The sequence below is a fragment of the Cryobacterium sp. TMT1-3 genome (assembly GCF_004402315.1).
GTDB lineage: Bacteria > Actinomycetota > Actinomycetes > Actinomycetales > Microbacteriaceae > Cryobacterium > Cryobacterium luteum.
In genome coordinates, this window is sequence record NZ_SOFW01000030.1 from 208,727 (window position 1) to 229,190 (window position 20,464).

The window sequence follows — 20,464 nt, forward strand, 5'->3', positions numbered from 1 at the left end:
ACCTGTGCGTGTTACAACCGTGTAAAGCGACCAAATCGTTACGAACGGCGGCCAGTGATCCCCTGATAATCAATGATTTGCTTCTCACTCAGGGCGAGCACACACTCGCCCCAGGAAACGCACACAACGCTGCCGGAAATCACCCGGAGCCAGCCCGCTTCGAGCGACGCACCCCCGTCGTCGCCGGTGATGACGGCGGCCAGGGCCGCCGTGACAACCCCGTCGTAGGCTTCCGCGCCGCCGTCGGTGCCGGTCAGGCCCGGGTCGGCAGTTTTCAGCCGGGCTGTGAATGCCTCATCAGCGGCAAGCGGCGTGCCGCCGTTGGCGAAGGTGCCGAGGGCAACGGTGGCGGCGTTGCCAACGGAGTTTTCAGCATCCGTCGGCAAGGCCGTTGTCGCGTCCCACAGCACGAGGTCGACACCGCGTGCCACCAGGTCGGCGTAGGCGGCGGCGAGGTCGCCGGCGGAGTTGCGGTGAATGAGCTGCACGGGCTGAGTGGGGACGGCCTGTTCGGCGAGGATATCGCGCACGGCCAGTTCGGTGCCCGCCACCTGGGCGGCGCCGCTCACGGCGTTGTCACCGGTCATCGGGAACAGGGTGCCGATGACGAGCGTTCCGTCGCCCGAGGGGGCTGTCGTCGCGGCCATCGTCGGGGTCGAAGTCGGTGTGGCACCCGATGTGCCCGTGCATCCGGTGAGGACGAGGGTGCCAAGTAGGGCGGCGACGATGAGCGGGCGACGGGGCATCTGGATCCTTTAGTGCGGGGGCTGTTCTTTTAGAATATCGACGCTCAGGCCGGCTCGAGGGCGCTTCGGCGTGGAGCGCGACCCGAGACCACCATGTCGACCGTCAAAATGACCAAGGCCACCCAGACCAGACCGAAGCCGATCCAGCGTTCGACCGGCATCGCCTCGTTCAGCACGAATACGCCGACGAGAAACTGAATGACGGGCGCGACGAACTGGATGAGTCCGAGCACCGTCAGCGGCAGGCGCCGGGCTGCGGCGGCAAAGAGCAGGAGGGGAACCGCGGTGATCACACCGGCCGCGAGCAACCCGACCGTGTGCAGGGGCGAGACCGTGCCGAAGGTGAGGCCGGAAATGCCCGAGACGACCAACAGTTGCACGACGGCGACCGGGGCGAGCCAGGCCGTTTCGAGGGTGAGGCCGGTCACGGCGTCGACGTTCGGGCCGACGCGCTTCTTGATCAGGCCGTAGAACCCGAAGGAGAACGCGAGAATCAGCGAGATCCAGGGCAGCGAGCCGTAGCCGACAGCGAGAACGACGACGGCGAGAAGACTGATGCCGATGGCGATCCACTGCAGTCGACGCAGGTGTTCGCGCAGCACGAAGACGCCAAGCAACACGGTGACGATGGGGTTGATGAAGTAGCCGAGGGCCGCTTCGACGACGTGCCCGCTAGTCGCGGCGATCACGTAGGTCTGCCAGTTGATGAAGATGAACACCCCGGCCAGGCCCATCGTCCAGACCAGGCGCGGCTGCCTGAGTGCCCGCCCGAGCACGCCCCAGGTGCGGGTGACCGTGATGATCAGGGCGCAGAACACGAGCGAGAACAGCACCCGCCAGGCCACGATTTCAAAGGCACCGGACGGGGCCAGCAGCAGAAAGTACAGGGGCAGCACACCCCAGAGAGCGTAGGCGAGGCCGCCGAACCCGAGACCTGTGCGGTGCGTGGCGCGAGCCGCCGTCTCGGCTGGTGCGGCGGCATCCGTCATGGGTTATCTCCTGCGCTACACGAAATGGGCAAACAAAAAACTCCCGGATGGCCAAGCCATCCGGGAGTTTCAGTCTAGAGACTAGTTTCAGACTCGAGACTACGAAGTGAAGAACCTACTTAGCGCACGACCACGGCGAGCACGTCGCGAGCGGAGAGCACCAGAAGGTCGTCGCCACCGAACTTGACCTCGGTTCCGCCGTACTTGGAGTAGATGACCTTGTCGCCGACGGCGATGTCGAGGGGAACGCGGTTGCCGTTGTCGTCAATACGGCCGGGGCCGACGGCAACAACTTCGCCCTCCTGGGGCTTTTCCTTCGCGGTGTCAGGAATGACCAGACCTGATGCGGTGGTCTGCTCGGCATCGACCTGCTTGATGACGATGCGATCCTCGAGCGGCTTGATGGAGACCGACACGGTTGACCTCTTTCTAAGATTTGGGTTAGCAGACTCACAGCGAGAGTGCCAAGTGAAGTTTAGGGGGCTTCTGGCACTCACGCAACGTGAGTGCCAGAACGGGGTCATTTTGGTAGCGTTGCAGCATGGATCGAACCGAACTCGTTGAGCTGCTCTCCCCCGCGAGTTTGCGGCTGCTGGACTCCCTGCCGCCCTATGACAGCACCGGTGACGTGCTGAAACTCGTGAGCGATCTGCGCAAGGCCGGGCACGCCCCCGGGCTGGTCTCGGCCGTGCTCAGCCAGTCCCGGCTGCGGGCGAAGGCGTCGGCCAAGTTCGGAGAATTCGCCGAGCGGATGCTGTTCACCGAGGCCGGCCTGGAGCAGGCGACCCGGTTGCGCGTCGCCGCACTGCACGCCGGCCGGTTCGCCGGACTCGCAGCTGCCCTCGGCCACCCGCCGCGGGTCGCCGACCTTGGCTGCGGCATAGGCGGCGACGCGATGGCCCTCGCCGCGATGGACCTGCCGGTCGTCGCCGTCGACGCTGACGAGGTCACGGCCACCGTGGCGAGTTTCAACCTCGCGCCGTTTCCCAACGCGTCGGCGCTTCAGGCCGACGCGGAGACCGTGCATCTGGCCGATTTCGATGCGGTCTGGCTCGACCCGGCGCGCCGCACGAGCGGCCACAGCAACACAACACGGCTCACCCGCTCCGAGGACTATTCGCCCTCGCTGGACTTCGCCTATCTGCTGGCGAGCCGACTGCCGCTCGGCATGAAGCTTGGGCCCGGCCACGACCGCGACCAAATTCCGGTCGACGCCGAGGCCCAATGGGTCTCGGTGGACGGCCAGCTGGTGGAGATGGGTCTGTGGTTTGGCGCGCTCGCCCGCCCGGGCATCCGTCGGTCGGCACTGCTCCTGACCGAGGGGGGCGCGCACGAACTGACCGCCGGCGCCGACAGCGACGACGCCCCGGTGGGCGAACTCGGCAGCTACGTGTACGAACCGGACGGCGCGGTGATCCGAGCACGCCTGATCGGCGACCTGGCCCGCTCGCTCGACGCCCGGATGCTGAGCGAGTCAATCGCCTACCTGACCAATGACACACTCACGCCCACGCCGTTCGCGAGCGCGTTCCGGGTGCTGGAAACCCTGCCCTTCGACGAGAAGAAGCTGCGGCTAGCGCTGCTCGAGCGCCGCATCGGCACGCTTGAGATCAAGAAGCGCGGCGTGGCTGTGGACCCGGCTACACTGCGCACCCGGCTGAAGCTCAAGGGGCCGGAAGCCGCGACCCTGATCCTGACGCGCGTGGCCGGGCAGCGGATGGCACTGCTCGTGGAGCGGGTGCGCTAACTCCGAAAGCTGCGTGCATAACCGCGGAGATTCGTTGCCGAACACCCCCGCATCGCCCCAATCCGCCCGGTTTCCCGGTGAATATCCGCAGTTCGGTACGGAACCGGCTAGAGCAACGGCAGCATGATCTGGCTGATATAGACGACCCAGCCGGCCGCGAGCAGAACCCCGACCAGGCCGCTCACCAGGCCACTCAACCAGAGCGTGCGCGCCCGGTGCTCGGTGCTGCGTGCAATGAGCGCGAGGGTGATCGCGCTGAGCGCGATCGGCAGTCCGAACACCCCGATCACGCCGAGGACGACCCCGCCCAGACCGCAGACCACCGACGCGAGCGAGAGCCGGCGGCGGCCGGTGATGCGCGCGACCTCGGCCTCGTTGTAGGTGTAGGGCACGAACTCGGTCGGAGCGGTCACCGTCGACGCCCAGTCCAGCTGGCTGCCGGGCGGCGCCGGGGCGCGCGTATAACCCAGCTGCGCCGAGGCACCGTCCGGCTGGTGGGGTGTGGTCATGGCTGTCCTCTGGCCTGAAGCCGCTCTCGCTCAGGCCGGCCGGTCGAATCTGACCGGGGATGGATCGGGTTCGGGTTAGAGGGAGTTGAAACTGGACGAGGTGGCAGCCCCGCTGACCAGGATCGCGATGAAGATGCCGACGAAGATGATCCCGCTGACGATGCCCAGGTAGCCCAGGATCAAACCCCACAGGGCCAGACCGTAGCCCTTTTCACCGGTCTTCTTGATCTGACTCATCGCCATGTGCCCGGTGATGACCGCTACCAGCGAGACGAAGAATGCGCTCACGAGCGAGATGATCGCCAGAACGTTGTATTTGTCTTGCGCGTTCTGCTGCCCGTACGGGTTCTGCCCGTAGGCGGCCGGCTGGCCGTAAGCGGGCGCTGCCTGGATGCCCGGTGCCGGGGAGCTGGGGTAGGCCGGTGCTGCGGGCGTTCCGTATGCCGGCGGCACGCTCGGGCCGGCAGGCTGCGAGCTGGTCGGGTCGTTTCTCGTCGGGTCGACGGGGGGCTGGGTGGGATCAGACATCTGCGGTCTCCTTCATCATTTCGTTCGGTGGTCGCAGAGCCCAGATTATCGCGTTAGGGCGCACCGAGCGACCGGGCCAGGCCCGAGACCTGGATCTGACCGACCGGCAGGGTGGAATCGGCGCCGAAATCCAACGTCGAGGGCTCATGCCCGGCCATGATCAGTTGGGCGCCGAGAGCGGCGATCATGGCACCGTTGTCGGTGCACAGCGAGAGCGGCGGGATGCGCAGAACGACGCCGGCGGCATCCGTTCTCTCGGTCGCGACCTGACGCAACCGGGCATTGGCGATGACCCCACCGCCGAGCAGCAGACGCGGCACGTTGTAGTCGGCGCAGGCCGCGAGGGCTTTGGTCAGCAGGATATCCACCACAGCCTCCCGAAAACTGGCCGCAACATCGCCGATCGGCACGAGCTCTCCGGCATCCTGACGCTGCTCGACGAACCGGGCGACCGAGGTTTTCAGCCCCGAGAACGAGAAGTCGTAGCGGTGAGCGGCCAGGTCTTTGGGCTGGCTGAGTCCGCGGGGAAAGCGAATCGCCTTCGGATTGCCCTCAAGTGCGACCCGGTCGATCTGCGGCCCGCCGGGATATGGCAGCGACAACAGGCGGGCGACCTTGTCGAAGGCCTCTCCGGCGGCGTCGTCGATGGTCTCACCGAGCAATTCCACGTCGCTGACCAGGTCGCGCACGAGCAGCAGCGAGGTGTGGCCGCCGGAGACGAGCAGTGCGATGGTCGGGTAGTCCAGCGGTCCGGTGTCGCTGGCGTCGCCACTGCTGTGCAGCAGGTCGGCTCCGACGTGGCCGACCAGATGGTTGACCGCATAGATCGGTTTGTCGAGCGCGACGGCGAGCGCTTTTGCGGCGCCGACCCCGACCATGAGGGCGCCGGAGAGTCCGGGGCCGCAGGTGACGGCGATGGCGTCGAGATCGCTCAAGCGGATGCCGGCCTCGGTGACGGCCGCGTTGATGGCCGGCACGAGTTCGTCGAGGTGGGCCCTGGCTGCGATCTCGGGCACGACACCGCCATAGCGGGCGTGCTCGTCCATCGAACTCGCGATGGTGTTGGAAAGCAGCGTGGTGCCGCGCACAATGCCGATGCCCGTCTCATCGCAGGAGGTCTCGATGCCGAGCACGAGGGGTGCTGATCGGTTCAGGGTCGTCACGGGGTCTCCACGGTCACGAGCATAGATTCCAGTTCGGGAATATTCAGGCGCATGACGATCGCGTCGACGTTGTCAGGCTGGTAATACCCGCGGCGCACTCCCACATCGATGAACCCGAGGCGTTCGTAGAGCCGCTGGGCGCCCGGGTTGTCGGCCCGCACCTCGAGGAAGATCAGCCGGGCACCGCGTTTGCGCGCCTCGCTGATGAGGGCCTGCATGATCGTGCGACCGAGTCCGCGGCCGCGCGCCGATTCGGCGACGGCGATGGTCTGGATGTCGCCCTCGACGGCTCCCTGCGGGGCAAGCAGCCCGGCATAGGCGTCGATACTGCTCGGATCGTCGGGTGGGAACGCGACGAGGTAGTAACAGGCGGGGTCGCCGAGGTCGCGCAGCATCATCGGGGCCGACCAGGCGTCGTTCTCGAAGATGCTGGTCTCGAGCAGCATGATGGCCGCCAGGTCTGCTTCGTGCGCGCGGCGCAGCTGCCAGGTCATCGGCTGACCCGCTTAGGCCCGTTCGAGATCGTGACGTCGGGCGAGCGCAGATAGAGCGGTTCGTTGGCGGCGAAGGGGCGCTGGTGGGCGTGGGTCAGCTCGGCGACCAGTCCGAGTTCGCCGGCCGACACCGTGGCGGCGTCGAGTCGAGGCCAGCGCGCGTGCAGCCAGGTCGGAGCGTCGAGGTCGGCCGGTTTGGCCAGGCCGGGCGGGCCGACGCGCACGGGCAGGCCGGCGGCATCCGCTTCGCTGTAGGCACTCCAGTAGATTTCGCGGCGCCGGGCGTCGGTGACGACGACGAGCGGGCCGGTGTGGCCGCGGCGGTAGTGGCCGTAGGCGATGGCGTCGTGACTGATCACCGGCACGAGCGGTGTGCCGGCGCCGAGGGCGAAGACGCGGGCGGAGGCGATGCCGACGCGCAGGCCGGTGAACGGGCCGGGGCCCATGCCGCCGACGACTCCGGAGAGGTCAGCGGGTACGACGTTCGCTTCGCGGAGACACTCGACGATGAAGGGACCGACGATTTCGGCGTGGCGCATGGTATCGGCTTCACCGCGTTCGGCGATGACCCCGCGGGCAAGGTCGACGACGGCGACGCTCGTGCCGGCGGAGGTATCGATGGCGAGTAGCACCCGTTCAGCCTAGCTTTTCCGGGCAGGCGCTTCGCGCGCCGCTTTGTTCGGGCAGGCGCTTCGCGCGCCGCTTTGTTCGGGCAGGCGCTTCGCGCGCCGGGCGCCGGTTCAGCTCGCCGCGGGCTTGGGTGCGCGTTGGGCACGCACCGCTTTGATGCTCAACTGCACAACGGCCAGGATCAGCAGCCCGGCAAAGAGGATGCCAGACAGGCGCGGCGGAAGAATGAGCGCGAGCGTCACTCCGGGGGCGGAGACGAGGGTCGCCGCGACGCCGACCACGAGGCCGGCGCGCAGATTGACCAGGCGGCCGCGAATGTTCGACACGGTACCGACAATGCCGGTCGGCAGCATGACGAGCAGCGAGGTGCCCTTGGCGATCAGGTCGCTTGCACCGAACAGGGCGATCAGGCCGGGCACCGCGATCACGCCGCCGCCGATGCCGAACAAGCCCGAGGCGATGCCCATGAACAGGCCAAGCACGATGTAGCCGACGGCTACATACCAGGTGAGGTCGATAGCGTCGCCGCGTACCGGGGCGACGAGCAGCAGGCGGGCGGCCACCACCACGAGCAGGCCGATGAACATCCAGCGCAGCCAGACCAGAGGGATGCGGCGCAGCAGCCTGGTGCCGATGATGGCCCCGACGACGGCGCCGATGACGATGAAGCCCGCAGCAACCAGGTCGACGTGTCCGTTCAGAAAGTAGGTGGTGGCGCCGACCGCTGAGGCCGGCACGATCGCGACGAGCGACGTCGCGGCGGCTCGGCGCTGGTCCATCCGGGCCAGGCCCACGAGCAGGGGCACCATGACGATGCCGCCGCCGACGCCGAACATGCCGGAGAGAAAACCGCCGATCACGCCGATCAGGGCGAGCACGAGCCAATACCGAACGCCAGACGAGCGCAGGCCGGAATCAGGCGTCACGGGAGCGCACGAACGGGGCAGCAGGGTACGAGCATGGGTTCAGCCTAGGCGGGTTCCGTCGGCAGCAACTCCGTGAGGCGCCTCCAGCGTTGGCCGTGGCCGCTGATGGTCAGGGTGCGTGGTTCGTCGAGATCGTGGTCCAGGTCGAGAACGGATGCCGCGGCATCCGTTTCGGCGGTTGCCAGCGATCGGCCCTGCGGCCGCTCGATCTCGATGTCGAGCCAGGACTCGCTGATGCCGTCGAGCAGGCCGCGGCCCCACTCGACCACGACGATCGATCGGGCGAAATCGATGTCGAGGTCGTCGAGTTCCATGGCGCTGCCCAGGCGGTAGGCGTCGACGTGCACGAACGGCGGGCCGCCGACCAGACTCGGGTGGGTGCGCGCGAGTACGAAGGTGGGACTGGTGACGGCCCCGCGCACCTGGAGGCCCTCACCGAGGCCGCGCGTGAGGGTGGTCTTGCCGGCGCCGAGCGGTCCGGTCAGCACGATGAGGTCGCCGGCGTGCAGGATGCGCGCGAGGTCGACGCCGAAGCGGTGCATGGCCGCGGCATCGGCGATGGTGCGGCGCTGCTCAGCCATTGATGTGTCGCCGGGGCACCCGGTGCCCGATGCGGGTGACGATCTCATAGTTGATCGTGCCGGCGGCGTCGGCCCAGTCGGTGGCGCTCGGCGCTCCGGCGCTCGGGTCACCAAACAGCACGACCGTGTCGCCGACGGCCACGGCGGGGCTGTCCGCGCCGAGGTTGACCACGAACTGGTCCATCGCCACCCGCCCGACCAGGGGATAGTTCACGCCGTGCAGGTGCACTTGTGCCGTGCCGGAGGCCTGCCGTGGGATGCCGTCGGCATAGCCGAGCGGCACGAGCACGAGCGTGGAATCGTGCGGCGCCCGCCACAGGTAGTCGTAGGAGACGCCGGCGCCCGCACTCACCCGGCGAACGAGGGCGACCCGGCCGCGCAGGGTCATGGCTGGAATCAGCCCGAGGTCGGCGCTGGTCGCATCGTCGAACGGCGACAGCCCGTAAATGGTGATGCCGAACCGCACCATGGTGAAACGGGCGGCCGGCAGCCGCAGTGCCGCAGCGGACGATGCGAGGTGCACGAGCGTGGGGGTCAGCCCGGCGGCGCGTGCAACGGCGACTCCGCGTTCGAAACATTCGAGCGCCTGCTGGTCGTCGAACGCCGAGGCATTGGCGAGGTGGCTCATGACACCGTCGACGCGCAGCAGACCGCCCCGTTCGAGTGCGGCAGCCAGCGCGAACACCTCAGCCCAGTCGTTTTCGTGCACGCCGTTGCGACTGAGCCCGGTTTCGAGTTTCAGGTGAACGGATGCCGCCCTGCCGAGTTCCGCCGCAGCATCCGCTACCTGCTGCACCTGGCGGGCAGAGGAAAGCCCGAGGGTGACGTCATCGGCGATGGCGGCGCTGAAATCGGCGTCGGGGTCGTGCAGCCAGGCCAGAATGGGCGCCTCGATGCCCGCGTCACGCAGTTCGAGGGCCTCGTCGATGTCGGCGACGCCGAGCCAGTCGGCCCCGCCGGCGAGGGCGGCGAGCGCCACCGGTACCGCCCCGTGACCGTAGGCGTTGGCCTTGACCACCGCCATCGCGTGCGGGGTGCCGACGAGGTGGCGCAGGTGGGCCACATTATGGCGAATCGCGGCGAGGTCGATCACGGCCTCGCGAAACCCGCTCACAGCTCCCCCTCGGCCACGACGAAAGCGCAGGCCACCCCGGCATCGTGGGTCATGGTGACGTGCACCCGGCTGATGCCCCGATCGGTGAGCGCTGCGAGGGCGGCCCCGCTGAGTTTGAATTCGGGGTTGCCGTGCGGGTCGTTCACGATTTCCATTTCTTGCCAGGTGGCCCCTGCGCTGTCGCCGAGGGCCTTGATCAGGGCTTCTTTTGCCGCAAACCGCGCCGCGAGGGAATGTACCGGGAGCCCCCGTTCAGTTTCGGTGAACAAGCGCGAGACCAGGCGGGGGGTGCGCTCGACCTGGCGGGTGAACCGCGCCAGGTCGACCACGTCCACCCCGATGCCCTTGATCACGTCAGGCTTATTCGACCGTGACGGATTTGGCGAGGTTGCGCGGCTGGTCGACATCGAGGCCCTTGGCGATGGCCAGTTCCATCGCGAACATCTGCAGCGGCACCACGGCGAGCAGCGGTTCGAACAGCGGCGCCGCGAGCGGAATGTGGATGACGGTGTCGGCGAACGGCAGCACCGCGGCGTCACCGACCTCGGCGATAGCGATGATGCGGGCCCCGCGGGCGCGGATCTCCTGAATATTGGAGACGACCTTCGGGTGCAGGTGGGCTGAGCCGCGCGGGCTCGGCACGACGACGAACACCGGCTGGCCGGGTTCGATCAAGGCGATCGGTCCGTGCTTGAGCTCACCGGCGGCGAAGCCTTCAGCGTGGATGTAGGCGAGTTCCTTGAGCTTGAGCGCGCCCTCGAGCGCGATCGGAAAGCCGACGTGACGGCCGAGGAACAGCACAGCGCGGGTGTCGCTCATCCAGCGGGCCAGCTGGCGCACCTCGTCTTCCACACCGAGCACGGCCTGGATCTTCTCCGGGATGGCCTGCAGTTCGGCGACCTGCGCGGCCTGCTCGGCCTCGGTGAGGCTGCCGCGCACCCGGGCGAGGTGCAGGGCGAACAGGTACAGGGCGGTGATCTGGGCCACAAAGGCCTTGGTCGACGCGACGGCGACCTCGGGGCCGGCGTGGGTGTAGATCACAGCGTCACTCTCGCGCGGGATGGTCGCGCCCTGCGTGTTGCAGATGGAGATGGCCCTGGCCCCGAGCGACATGGCGTACTTGACGGCCATGAGCGTGTCCATGGTTTCGCCGGACTGGCTGATTGAGATCACCAGGGTGTGGTCGGTGAGTACCGGGTCGCGGTAGCGGAACTCGTGGCTGAGTTCGACGTCCACCGGCACCTGCGCCCACTTTTCGATGGCGTACTTGGCGGTCTGACCGGCGTAGGCCGCCGTACCACAGGCGACGATGACAATACGACGGATGCCCGCGAGCACCTCATCGCCGAATTCGGTCAGTTCCGGCACGATCACCTGGCCCTCCGTTATGCGGCCGCGCAGGGTGTTGGCAACGGCATCCGGCTGCTCGGACACTTCCTTGGCCATGAAGCTGGACCAGCCGCCCTTTTCGCTGGCGGAAGCGTCCCAGGCGATATCGAACTCCTCCGTCTCGACGGGGTGACCGTCGAAGTCGGTGACGGTGACGGCATCCGCTGTGATGGTGACGATCTGGTCCTGGCCGATGGCGACGGCGCGGCGGGTGTATTCGACGAACGCTGCGACGTCGGAGCCGAGAAAGTTCTCGCCGTCACCGAGGCCGATGACGAGCGGGGAATTGCGGCGGGCACCGACGACGACGCCGGGCTGGTCCTGGTGCACGGCGAGCAGCGTGAACGCACCGTCGAGGCGGGCCACGATGGTGCGGAAGGCTTCGGCCAGGTCGCCGACCCGCTGGTATTCCCGGCCGAGCAGCACTGCGGCGACCTCGGTGTCGGTTTCGCTCTCGAAGGTGAAGCCTTCATTGAGCAGTTCGTCCCGCAACGGGGCGAAGTTCTCGATGATGCCGTTGTGGATGAGGGCGAGCTTGTCGTTGTCGCCGAGGTGCGGATGGGCATTGCCGTCGGTGGGTCCGCCGTGGGTGGCCCAGCGGGTGTGGCCGATGCCGGTCTGGCCGTCGTTGATCGGGTGCGCCTTCAGCTCGGCGGTCAGCGCCGAGAGCTTGCCGGCCTTCTTGGCCGTGTTGAGTACACCCGACGAGTCGATGACGGCGATTCCCGCGGAGTCATACCCGCGATATTCCAGCCGTCTGAGCCCTCCCATGAGAACGTCAACGGTCTTGTTGCTTCCGACATAACCTACGATTCCGCACATGGAAGTCGATTTTAGTCGGACTAAGCTTGGGGGAATGTCCGATCCGGTGCTGGCCTCTTCAATGAACGGTCATCGCACCCCTTTTGTGGAGCTCGACCGAGCAGACTGGGCGGCGTTGGCGCCGACCACCCTGCTGCCGCTCAAAGAGACTGAGATCGTGCAGTTGCGCGGTATCGGTGAGCCGCTTGACATCAACGAGGTGACGGATGTCTACCTCCCGCTCAGTCGGCTGCTCAACCTCTATGCGGCGAACGCCCGCACCCTGCACCGGGCAACGAGTGGTTTTCTGGGCGAACGCGCCCGCCCGACCCCCTTTGTGATCGGCGTCGCCGGCTCGGTTGCGGTCGGTAAGTCGACCACCGCCCGGTTGTTGCGCGAGATGCTCGCCCGCTGGGACGACACTCCCCGGGTCGAACTCGTCACGACCGATGGCTTTCTGTTTCCCAATGCCGAGCTGAACCGCCGCGGCCTGATGGAACGCAAGGGCTTTCCGGAATCGTATGACCGGCGTGCCCTGCTGCGGTTTGTGAGCGCGGTCAAGAGCGGGGCTCCCGAGGTGCGGTCACCGTTCTACTCGCATCTGAGCTATGACATCGTGCCCGACGCGCAGATCGTCGTGCGGCAACCCGACATTCTCATCGTCGAGGGCCTCAACGTGCTGCAGCCGCCCGGGCCGGGGCACGGCCTCTCGGTCAGTGACCTGTTCGACTTCACCATTTACGTGGATGCCCGTACCCAGGACATCGCCCGCTGGTACGAGGAACGCTTTCTCAAGCTGCAGCGCGGGGCCTTCGCCAATCCCAACTCGTTCTTCCACCGCTACGCGGCCTTCACCGAAGATGAGGCTCGTGCCAAGGCGCGCACCATCTGGACCAGCATTAATCAGCCCAACCTGCTGCAGAACATTCGTCCCACTCGGTCGCGCGCCACCCTGGTACTGCGCAAGGACCCCACGCACGCCGTCTCGACGGTGCTGCTGCGCAAGGTCTGACCCGCGCCACACAGGTTCCCGCTTGTCTCCGGGGGCTAATTCAGGAAATCCGTGTGCAGCACAGGGCCAGACCCCGCGAAACACTGGGGCTGGCCGACCGAACCGGCCGGGTTTTCCTGAATTCGCCACGGGGAGGCGCGGCGTGCTCGGGCGGACGGGGCCCGGGCCCGGTCAGTAGCGCTAGAGGGTCAGGCGGGAGCGCACCACGTCGGCCAGGGAGTGCGCCAGACGGTCGGCGGTGGGCTGGTCGGCGGCTTCCACCATGACGCGCACCATCGGCTCGGTTCCGGACGGACGCAGCAACACCCGGCCGGTGTCACCGAGTTCGGTTTCTGCGGCAATGACCGCTTCGGCGATGACCGCGTCGGCGGCGAGCGCCTTGTGGTCCACGCCGCGCACGTTCACGAGAATCTGCGGGTAGACCGTCATAACGGATGCGAGTTCGGCGAGCGTCTTGCCGGTGCGCGCCATTTCGGCGACAAGGTGCAGCCCGGTGAGGATGCCGTCGCCGGTCGTGGCGAACTTGGTCATGATGACGTGGCCGCTCTGCTCGCCGCCGAGGGAATACCCGTGGGCGTTGAGTTCTTCGAGCACATACCGGTCGCCGACCTTGGTCTGCACCATGGCGATGTCGTTGGCCGCCATGGCCTTGCGCAGCCCGAGGTTACTCATGACGGTGGCCACGAGAGTGCGGTCTTTCAGCACACCGCGCTCGGCCATCGACACGGCCAGGATGGCCATGATCTGGTCGCCATCGACGATCTTGCCGTCGCGGTCGACCGCGAGGCAGCGGTCGGCGTCGCCGTCGTGGGCGATGCCGATGTCGGCGCCGTGTTCGAGTACGGCTTTGGCGAGGTTGTCGAGGTGAGTCGAACCGACACCGTCGTTGATGTTGAGGCCGTCGGGGTCGGCGCCGATCACGGTGAGGCGAGCGCCGGCATCCGTGAACACCTGCGGTGAAACGCCGGCGGCGGCACCGTGGGCGCAATCGAGCACGACGTGGATGCCGTCAAGGCGGTGCGGCAGCGTCGTGAGCAGGTGCACGACGTAGCGGTCTTCGGCGTCGGCGAAACGACGGATGCGTCCGACGTCGCCGGCGATCGGCATCAGCGTGTCGCGACCGATGTAGCTCTCGATGCGGTCCTCGACGTCGTCGGGAAGTTTGGTTCCGCCGAAGGCGAAGATTTTGATGCCGTTGTCGGGCGCCGCGTTGTGTGAGGCAGAAATCATCACACCGAAATCGGCGCCGATGGCGTTGATCAAGAAGGCCGCAGCGGGCGTGGGGATGACCCCGGCGTCGAGAACGTCGACACCGCTGGAGGCCAGGCCGGCCGAAACGGCGGCGGTGAGGAACTCACCGGAAATTCGCGGGTCGCGGGCTACCACTGCGACGGGTCGGCGACCCTCAGCGAGGCGTGCTTGGGCACGACGACCCTTGGTGAGCACTGCTGCGCTCGCCTGGGCAAGGCTCAGGGCCAGGCCAGCCGTGAGATCACGGTTGGCCAGGCCCCGAACGCCGTCCGTGCCGAACAGACGAGTCATTTCGTCGTCGGCTATCGGGTTAGCGCTTGCTGAACTGAGGTGCCTTACGGGCCTTCTTGAGTCCGGCCTTCTTACGCTCCTTGACTCGGGCGTCGCGGCTGAGGAAGCCGTTCTTCTTGAGAATGGCGCGGTTGTTCTCTTCGTCGATCAGGTTCAGGCAGCGTGCAATGCCGAGGCGCAGCGCGCCGGCCTGGCCGGACGGGCCACCACCGGTGATGCGGGCGATGACATCGTAGGAGCCGAGCAGGTCGAGCACCTTGAACGGGTCGTTGATGAGCTGCTGGTGCAGCTTGTTCGGGAAGTAGTCGGCGAACTCGCGGCCGTTGACAACGATCGTGCCGGAGCCGGGGACGATGCGCACGCGGGCGATGGCCTGCTTGCGACGGCCGACGGCTGCGCCGGGAACGTTGAGGACGGCGCGGGGCGCCTTGGTTACGGTTTCGGCCGGAGTCTCGGTGGAGTAGCTCTCCGGAGCCTGGTCAATCTGGTCTGCGATCTTCGCCACGATGATGGGAATCCTTTTTATCCGTGTATCTAAGTATCTAAAGAGTCGAGAAGTCTGGTTGCCGGCGCTACTGCGCGACCTGGCTGAGGGTGTACGGCTTGGGCTGCTGAGCGGAGTGCGGGTGCTCAGGGCCGGCGTATACCTTCAGCTTGGTGAGCTGGGCGCGACCGAGCGAGTTCTTCGGCAGCATGCCGCGAATCGCTTTTTCGACCGCACGGGTCGGGTGCTTCTCGAGCATCTCGGAGTAGTTGGTCGCCGTCAGGCCGCCCGGGTAACCGGAGTGGCGGTAAGCGATCTTCAGGTCGAGCTTCTTGCCGGTGAGGGCAACCTTCTCGGCGTTGACGATGATGACGAAGTCGCCACCGTCCATGTGCGGGGAGAAGGTGGCCTTGTGCTTGCCGCGCAGCAGGATTGCCGCGTGGCTGGCCAGACGTCCGAGGACGATATCGGTGGCATCGATGACAACCCAGTCGTGCTGGAGTTCGCTTGCCTTGGGGGTGTAAGTGCGCGTCACTGTTGTGCTGCTTTCTTCTTTTTCGAACGGAGGTGTTCGTGAATCCCGCTCCGGGCGTGTTTTCGTGAAGAAAACACTGTCGATGGAGGGCTCACGTTCGGATGCCGTGCTGCAACGCACAGACACCAAGGGTCAACACTAGTCGGAAGCCAGCATCGACGCAACCTCGGCGACGGCCGGCAGCGAGCGCCGGTTGCGGGTGTCCACTGCGCGCTGCGCCAGGGACGCATCGTCGGGATAGCCGACGTCGATGAGGGTGAGGCCGTGCGCCTGCATCACCTTGAACTCGCTGATGCGGTGCTTGTCGAAGTGCAGGTGGGCGAGGGTGCTGCCATCGAGACGCCCCTCCCCCACGGCAACGCAGGCACCGACCATGGCGCGCACCATGCTGTGGCAGAAGGCATCCGCTGTGATGGTGGCAATGAGCAGGCCGTCATCGTCGCGGGTCCAGCGAAATTGCTGCACGGTGCGGATGGTCGTCGCTCCCGGGCGTGGCTTGCAGTAGGCGGCGAAGTCGTGCAGGCCCACCAGGGTGGCCGCTGCGGCATCCATGGCTTCGAGATCCAGTCTGAACGGATGCCACGTGGTGCGCAGCCGCTGCTGCGGGTCGTGCAGGGCGAGCGGGTCGGCGATGCGGTATTCGTAGCGACGCCACAGGGCCGAGAACCGGGCGTCGAAGCCGCCGGGAACGACCGTGGCCCGGCGCAGCACGACGTCGGGTTTGGTCACCAGGATGCCGCCGAGGCGGCGCAGCACCGCGGTACCGAGGTCGACCGGGGGACGGTTTCCGGTGCCGCGTTGAATGCGCACGAGGGAGTGCGCCTGCTCGGCGGTGAGGTCGAAATGGGCCACCTGCCCGCGGGCGTGCACCCCGGCATCCGTTCGGCCGGCGACGATCAGGGTGGGGTGCGGGGGAAAGCTCTGCAGAATGCCGGCGAGCCCGTTTTCGATGTCGGCCTGCACGGTGCGAAAGCCCGGCTGGCGGGCCCAACCGGTGAAATCGGTGCCGTCGTAGGCGAGGTCGAGGCGGATGCGCGTGGAGCCCAGCGCTGCATTCGCGGCGCGGGGCACAAAAAGATTCACGAGGGTAAGCCTAGGTGGCACGCGCGGGTTATCGTTGAAACCGGCCCCTGGCGCACCCCCCTTGTGTGTGCCAAAGAAACCTCGTGTTGCCCATGACCCGTTCCCCGCTGTCGTTCCCGTTTACCGGGAGGACTCGGTCAACGACCGCCCTGATCGCCCCGGCGAACACCTCGGTGCCGGGGCCGATGAACGCCCCGCGCAGCAATCGTCTGGCCGGGCTCGACGGCCTGCGCGCCCTCGCGGTCATTGCCGTCGTGCTCTACCATTTTTTCCCGGCAGTCCTTCCGGGCGGCTTCATCGGCGTCGACGTTTTCTTCGTGATCAGCGGATTTCTGATCACCGGACTGCTCGTCTCCGAGCACACCCGATCCGGGCGCATCTCGCTGGGCCGATTCTGGCAACGACGCGCCCGCCGGCTGGTGCCCCCGCTCATTCCGGTCATTCTGATCAGCTGCAGCATCGCTTTTCTCATCGGCGGCGATGTGCTGGTGGGGCTCGGCGCCCAGCTGCTCGGAGCCACGACCTTCGGCTACAACTGGGTGTCGATCGCCACTGACGCCAGCTATTTCAGCGTCAACGAGCCCGAGCTGCTGCGCAATCTGTGGTCGCTCGCTGTGGAAGAGCAGTTCTATCTGGTTTGGCCGCTGCTGTTGCTGGCCGTGCTGCTGCTTCGCCGCCCCCACGTGCGCCTGGCCGTCGTCACCGGCCTGTTCATCGCTTCTGCCCTGTGGATGGGCCTGCTCTACCAGCCCGGCGCCGACCCGACCCGGGTGTACTACGGCTCGGACACGCACAGTTTCGGGTTGTTCGCCGGTGCCGCCCTGGCCCTGTTGTTGCGCCGCCCGAGTGGGCACCGCAACGAATTGCCGCGCTTGCGCCCGTGGCTCGGCGGCGGCGCCATTCTCGCGATCATCGGGTTTGCGTTCTGGCTGCCGGAGGACGGCACGGCCACCTATCGGGGCGGCCTCGTGGCGGTGAGCCTCGCCACCGCTGTCGCCATCTGGGCGGGGGTGCGCGGCGGCCGGTTCGGGCACCTTCTCGATGCGGCCCCGCTGCGTTACCTCGGCGAACGCTCCTACGGAATCTACCTGTGGCACTGGCCAGCGCTCGTACTGGTGCAGCTGCTCTGGCCGGCATCGTCTCCGTCCGGCGGTCTGCTGCCGATCGGGCTCCTCGCCACCGCCATCACCCTGGTGTTCGCGGGTATCTCCTACCGCTGGCTGGAAATGCCGATCCGGCGGGTCGGCGTGCGCGGCAGCATCCGTCGGGTCGGGGAGCTCTGGACCGGCCCGACCCGTCGTCGCCGTCTGGTCGCCGCCACGGCCGCGCTGTCGCTGCTGCTGGTCGGCGGCACGACAGCCGCCGTCGTTGCGGCGCCGGCGCAGACCTCGGCGCAATTGCGCATCGAACGCGGCCAACGGGCAATGGATGCTGCGGCGCGCGCCGCCACGCAGGCTGCCGCCGCCGAGGCCGCCCGTCAGGCCACGGCCCAGCCCGCCCTGACCGAGGGTCCGATCACGGCCATCGGCGACTCGGTGATGCTGGCCTCGGCCCCCGAATTGCAGGCCACCTTTTCGGGAATGACCGTGGACGCTTCGGTCTCGCGGGGGATGTATTCCGCAGATGACATCTTGCGGGCGTTGGAGGCTGCGGGTCAGTTGCATCCCGTTGTGGTCGTCGGGCTCGGGACCAACGGACCGATCACCGACGACGAACTCACCGTGATTCTGCGCATTTTGGGACCGGACCGAAAGCTCGTGCTGGTCAATGCCTACGCCGAGCGGGACTGGACTGACGGCGTCAATGCCACTCTTGCTGATTTCGCCGCCGGCAATCGTCGCATCGAACTGGCCAACTGGCACGATGCCATCGCGGGCCGGCTTGATCTTCTGGCCGGCGACCACGTGCATCCGGGGCCGACCGGCGGGCAGCTCTATGCCGACGAAGTGGGAGCGGCGCTCGACCGTCTCGCGGCGGTGCCGCCGCTGCCCGACACCAGCTGGTTGTTGCGCGACCCCGACGCGCCCCGCCCGCCGCCGTACCGGTGACTCAGAACTCGCGCACGTAGGCGAGCTCCCGGTTGCTGGCGAAGAAGCCCATGCCGGTGTACAGGTCGAGCGCGCCGGTCGGGCTCGCCGAGTCCACATCGAGGGTCGCCCGCTCGTGCCCGGCCGCACGGCTCGCGTCCAGCTGCGCGGCCAGCAGGGCCTGCGCGATATGACGGCCGCGCCATCCCCTCAGCACGCCGACGAGGCCGATGTAGCTGCTGCGGTACCCGGCGGCGGCCCAGTCCTCCTCGTTGACACTCGACATGATGAAGCCCACGACGTGCTCACTGCCGTCCGGCTCGATGCCGAAGGCCACAAACGAGAGCTCCTCAACGAACGTCGAACCGGTGACGTAGGCGTTCCAGGTTTCGTCGGGAATCGGCTGGCTGGACCAATGGTCCATGAAGACCTCGTTGCGCGCTGCGTGTACGACCGGCGAGAGTTTCGACTCATAGGGTGCCAGGCGGATGCCGTCGGCCAGCGTGAATTCGCGAATGGGGTCGGCGAGGATGCGGTCGAGGGACAGAAAATAGCGGGTGCAGACCAGACCGAAGCGTTCATACAGGCGACCATTCTGCGGTGCGCGCTCGTCGCACGACGTGGCGATCCAGCCGGGAAGACGTTTGTCTGAAGTCGCCAATTGCTGCGTGGCCCGGGCGACCTGCCAGTTCAGCAGCTCGCGACCGATGCCCCGGCCTCGCATCGTCGGCAGGACGCCGCCATCCAGGTTGGATTTCACCAGGGTCACCTGCCCCGGCGAGAGCACGACGAGCCCGTTGGCGACGAGGTGGCCGTCAACGGCCTCTGCGACGAGAGTGTCAGTCGTTACATCAACGAACGAGAAATCGAAGATCTCGGCGATTTCGTCCCGTTCGAGAACGTAGTTGGGGTGGTCGGCCTGACCGATCGACTTCTCAAGCTGCCAGATGGCGTCGATATCGTCGACCGTCGCCGGGCGCCACACGGCAATGTCGGGATGCTCCGGCACGGGCAGTGCGGCGGGCATGGTCACACGTTCCGAGAGTGGACTCGTGGCATCGGTCATGCTTTCACCCTATCTACGCGGCCCCGATTCGGGCTAGAACTCCAGCGTGTATGCCATCTTCTTGTGGGTGGGCACAAAACCCATCCCGGTGTAGAGGCCGAGGGCTCCGGTCGGGCTCGCCGAGTCGACCGCGAGGGTCACCCGCTCATGCCCGAGCGCCTGCCCGGCAGCGAGCTGGGCGGCCAAAAGGGACTGGGCGATATGGCGGCCGCGCCATCCGCTCAAAACACCGACCAGGTCGATGTAGCTGCCGGTGAAACCCTGGGTGGCCCAGACGTTTTCGTTCGCCGTCGACAGCACGAAGCCGACGACGCGCTCGGTGCCGGACTCGTCGGTGCCGTAGGCCACGAACGAGAGGTCGGGACGAAACCATTTTCCGCCGACGAAGGCGTTCCAGTTCTCGTCACTCATCGGCTGGCTGCCCCAGTGGTCCATGAAGGCTTCGTCGCGGGTGGCGTGAACCTCGGCCGACGCCGCGGCGGTGAACCCGGCGATGCGGATGCCGGCGGCCGCGTCGACGACGCGCACCGGCGCATCCAGCGGTCGTTCCAGGGTGAGGAAGTAGCGGGCGAGGCCGAGGCCGGCGTGCTCGAACAGGCTGGCGTTCTGCGGGGAACGTTCGTCGGCATAGGTCAGGATCCAGCCGGGCAGGGCCTTGGCCGAGGAAGCGAGCTGCTGCTTCGCCCGGCCCAGCTGCCAGGCCAGGAGCTGGCGCCCGATGCCCCGACCGCGCAGTAGCGGGTGCACTCCACCGATCGGCAGCGAACGCACGAGGCTCACCTGGCGCGGCGGGAACATGACCATGCCCACCGCCACGATGCGGCCGGTTGCATCAAGACCCACGAGCGAGTCAAGTTCGGGGTGAAAGTGTGAGTAGCCGAAGTCGGCGGCGATCGCGCCGCGCGCCGTGAGGTAGTTCGGGTGGTCGACCTGGCCCATGAATTGGCGCAGCTGCCAGATGCCGTCAATGTCGCCCTCGGTGGCCGGCCGCCACTCGGCGACGTCCGGATGCTGCGGAACCACCGGAACCTGGGCATCCCCCACGCGTTCTGCCAACGAAGTCTCGAAATCACCCATCTTCACACCCTATCTTCCCCC

Annotated in this window: 22 protein-coding genes; 3 read left to right on the forward strand and 19 right to left on the reverse strand. The window is 67.1% G+C overall.

The window, feature by feature from the left end; genetic code table 11:
* Positions 1 to 38: 38 nt before the first annotated feature.
* The 3 genes from E3O25_RS09960 to groES all read right to left on the reverse strand — a co-directional run bounded on the left by E3O25_RS09960 (position 39) and on the right by groES (position 2,151).
* Positions 39 to 746 (reverse strand): ABC transporter substrate-binding protein, encoded by a 708-nt coding sequence (locus tag E3O25_RS09960; RefSeq protein WP_134361066.1) that lies wholly within the window; start codon positions 744 to 746, stop codon positions 39 to 41.
* A 44-nt stretch (positions 747 to 790) separates the two neighbouring features.
* Positions 791 to 1,735, reverse strand: coding sequence for an EamA family transporter RarD (gene rarD, locus E3O25_RS09965; RefSeq protein WP_092107313.1), 945 nt, complete (start codon positions 1,733 to 1,735; stop codon positions 791 to 793).
* Positions 1,736 to 1,854: 119 nt separating this feature from the next.
* Positions 1,855 to 2,151, reverse strand: a complete 297-nt coding sequence (groES, locus tag E3O25_RS09970) for a co-chaperone GroES (RefSeq protein WP_092107311.1) — start codon at positions 2,149 to 2,151, stop codon at positions 1,855 to 1,857.
* Between the two features lie 125 nt (positions 2,152 to 2,276).
* Here groES and E3O25_RS09975 point away from each other — a divergent pair, with 125 nt between their 5' ends.
* Positions 2,277 to 3,482, forward strand: a complete 1,206-nt coding sequence (locus tag E3O25_RS09975) for a class I SAM-dependent methyltransferase (protein ID WP_092107309.1) — start codon at positions 2,277 to 2,279, stop codon at positions 3,480 to 3,482.
* 107 nt (positions 3,483 to 3,589) lie between these two features.
* On the opposite strand, the gene E3O25_RS09980 is transcribed toward E3O25_RS09975, so the two are convergent.
* From E3O25_RS09980 to glmS, 10 genes are all read right to left on the reverse strand, one after another.
* Entirely contained in the window at positions 3,590 to 3,991 is a 402-nt protein-coding gene (locus tag E3O25_RS09980) for a hypothetical protein (RefSeq protein WP_092107307.1), read from the reverse strand.
* A 75-nt stretch (positions 3,992 to 4,066) separates the two neighbouring features.
* On the reverse strand, positions 4,067 to 4,519 hold the full coding sequence (locus E3O25_RS09985) for a DUF4190 domain-containing protein (protein WP_092107305.1): 453 nt from the start codon (positions 4,517 to 4,519) through the stop codon (positions 4,067 to 4,069).
* Positions 4,520 to 4,572: 53 nt separating this feature from the next.
* Positions 4,573 to 5,682, reverse strand: coding sequence for a tRNA (adenosine(37)-N6)-threonylcarbamoyltransferase complex transferase subunit TsaD (gene tsaD / locus E3O25_RS09990; protein WP_370448755.1), 1,110 nt, complete (start codon positions 5,680 to 5,682; stop codon positions 4,573 to 4,575).
* Positions 5,679 to 6,176, reverse strand: coding sequence for a ribosomal protein S18-alanine N-acetyltransferase (rimI, locus tag E3O25_RS09995; RefSeq protein WP_092107303.1), 498 nt, complete (start codon positions 6,174 to 6,176; stop codon positions 5,679 to 5,681). Before rimI ends, tsaD begins: the two co-directional genes overlap by 4 nt.
* Entirely contained in the window at positions 6,173 to 6,808 is a 636-nt protein-coding gene (gene tsaB, locus E3O25_RS10000) for a tRNA (adenosine(37)-N6)-threonylcarbamoyltransferase complex dimerization subunit type 1 TsaB (RefSeq protein ID WP_092107301.1), read from the reverse strand. The genes rimI and tsaB overlap by 4 nt, the downstream gene beginning before the upstream one ends.
* Before the next feature lie 108 nt (positions 6,809 to 6,916).
* Entirely contained in the window at positions 6,917 to 7,732 is an 816-nt protein-coding gene (locus tag E3O25_RS10005) for a sulfite exporter TauE/SafE family protein (protein WP_241988561.1), read from the reverse strand.
* Between the two features lie 44 nt (positions 7,733 to 7,776).
* Positions 7,777 to 8,313: a tRNA (adenosine(37)-N6)-threonylcarbamoyltransferase complex ATPase subunit type 1 TsaE gene (gene tsaE / locus E3O25_RS10010; protein ID WP_092107299.1), complete on the reverse strand. Its 537-nt coding sequence runs from the start codon at positions 8,311 to 8,313 to the stop codon at positions 7,777 to 7,779.
* Complete coding sequence (alr, locus tag E3O25_RS10015; protein ID WP_241983938.1) at positions 8,306 to 9,427, reverse strand: alanine racemase; 1,122 nt, start codon at positions 9,425 to 9,427, stop codon at positions 8,306 to 8,308. Before alr ends, tsaE begins: the two co-directional genes overlap by 8 nt.
* Positions 9,424 to 9,780 carry a holo-ACP synthase gene (locus tag E3O25_RS10020; RefSeq protein ID WP_134361067.1) on the reverse strand — a complete coding sequence of 119 codons (357 nt, stop codon included), beginning with the start codon at positions 9,778 to 9,780 and terminating at the stop codon, positions 9,424 to 9,426. Before E3O25_RS10020 ends, alr begins: the two co-directional genes overlap by 4 nt.
* 7 nt (positions 9,781 to 9,787) lie before the next feature.
* Positions 9,788 to 11,638: a glutamine--fructose-6-phosphate transaminase (isomerizing) gene (gene glmS, locus E3O25_RS10025; protein ID WP_092107293.1), complete on the reverse strand. Its 1,851-nt coding sequence runs from the start codon at positions 11,636 to 11,638 to the stop codon at positions 9,788 to 9,790.
* 34 nt (positions 11,639 to 11,672) lie between these two features.
* On the opposite strand from glmS, the gene coaA reads away from it, so the two are divergent.
* Positions 11,673 to 12,629, forward strand: a complete 957-nt coding sequence (gene coaA, locus E3O25_RS10030; protein ID WP_092107291.1) for a type I pantothenate kinase — start codon at positions 11,673 to 11,675, stop codon at positions 12,627 to 12,629.
* 180 nt (positions 12,630 to 12,809) lie between these two features.
* Here the strand turns inward: coaA and glmM are convergent, their stop codons facing one another.
* The 4 genes from glmM to E3O25_RS10050 all read right to left on the reverse strand — a co-directional run bounded on the left by glmM (position 12,810) and on the right by E3O25_RS10050 (position 16,273).
* Complete coding sequence (glmM, locus tag E3O25_RS10035; protein ID WP_092107289.1) at positions 12,810 to 14,171, reverse strand: phosphoglucosamine mutase; 1,362 nt, start codon at positions 14,169 to 14,171, stop codon at positions 12,810 to 12,812.
* Positions 14,172 to 14,190: 19 nt separating this feature from the next.
* Positions 14,191 to 14,676, reverse strand: a complete 486-nt coding sequence (gene rpsI / locus E3O25_RS10040; protein ID WP_092107287.1) for a 30S ribosomal protein S9 — start codon at positions 14,674 to 14,676, stop codon at positions 14,191 to 14,193.
* A 67-nt stretch (positions 14,677 to 14,743) separates the two neighbouring features.
* Positions 14,744 to 15,190, reverse strand: a complete 447-nt coding sequence (rplM, locus tag E3O25_RS10045; protein WP_092107284.1) for a 50S ribosomal protein L13 — start codon at positions 15,188 to 15,190, stop codon at positions 14,744 to 14,746.
* Between the two features lie 138 nt (positions 15,191 to 15,328).
* Positions 15,329 to 16,273: a tRNA pseudouridine(38-40) synthase TruA gene (locus tag E3O25_RS10050; RefSeq protein ID WP_241983937.1), complete on the reverse strand. Its 945-nt coding sequence runs from the start codon at positions 16,271 to 16,273 to the stop codon at positions 15,329 to 15,331.
* Positions 16,274 to 16,365: 92 nt separating this feature from the next.
* Between E3O25_RS10050 and E3O25_RS10055 the strand changes: the two genes are divergently transcribed.
* A complete protein-coding gene (locus tag E3O25_RS10055; protein ID WP_134361068.1) occupies positions 16,366 to 18,321 on the forward strand; it encodes an acyltransferase family protein in 1,956 nt (651 codons plus the stop codon).
* 1 nt (position 18,322) lies between these two features.
* Here the strand turns inward: E3O25_RS10055 and E3O25_RS10060 are convergent, their stop codons facing one another.
* Together E3O25_RS10060 and E3O25_RS10065 are read right to left on the reverse strand one after the other, a co-directional pair.
* On the reverse strand, positions 18,323 to 19,366 hold the full coding sequence (locus E3O25_RS10060; RefSeq protein ID WP_134361069.1) for a GNAT family N-acetyltransferase: 1,044 nt from the start codon (positions 19,364 to 19,366) through the stop codon (positions 18,323 to 18,325).
* A gap of 33 nt (positions 19,367 to 19,399) precedes the next feature.
* The gene (locus tag E3O25_RS10065) at positions 19,400 to 20,443 is read right to left on the reverse strand and encodes a GNAT family N-acetyltransferase (RefSeq protein ID WP_092107276.1); all 1,044 of its coding nucleotides are present in this window, start codon (positions 20,441 to 20,443) and stop codon (positions 19,400 to 19,402) included.
* Between the last annotated feature and the right edge of the window lie 21 nt (positions 20,444 to 20,464).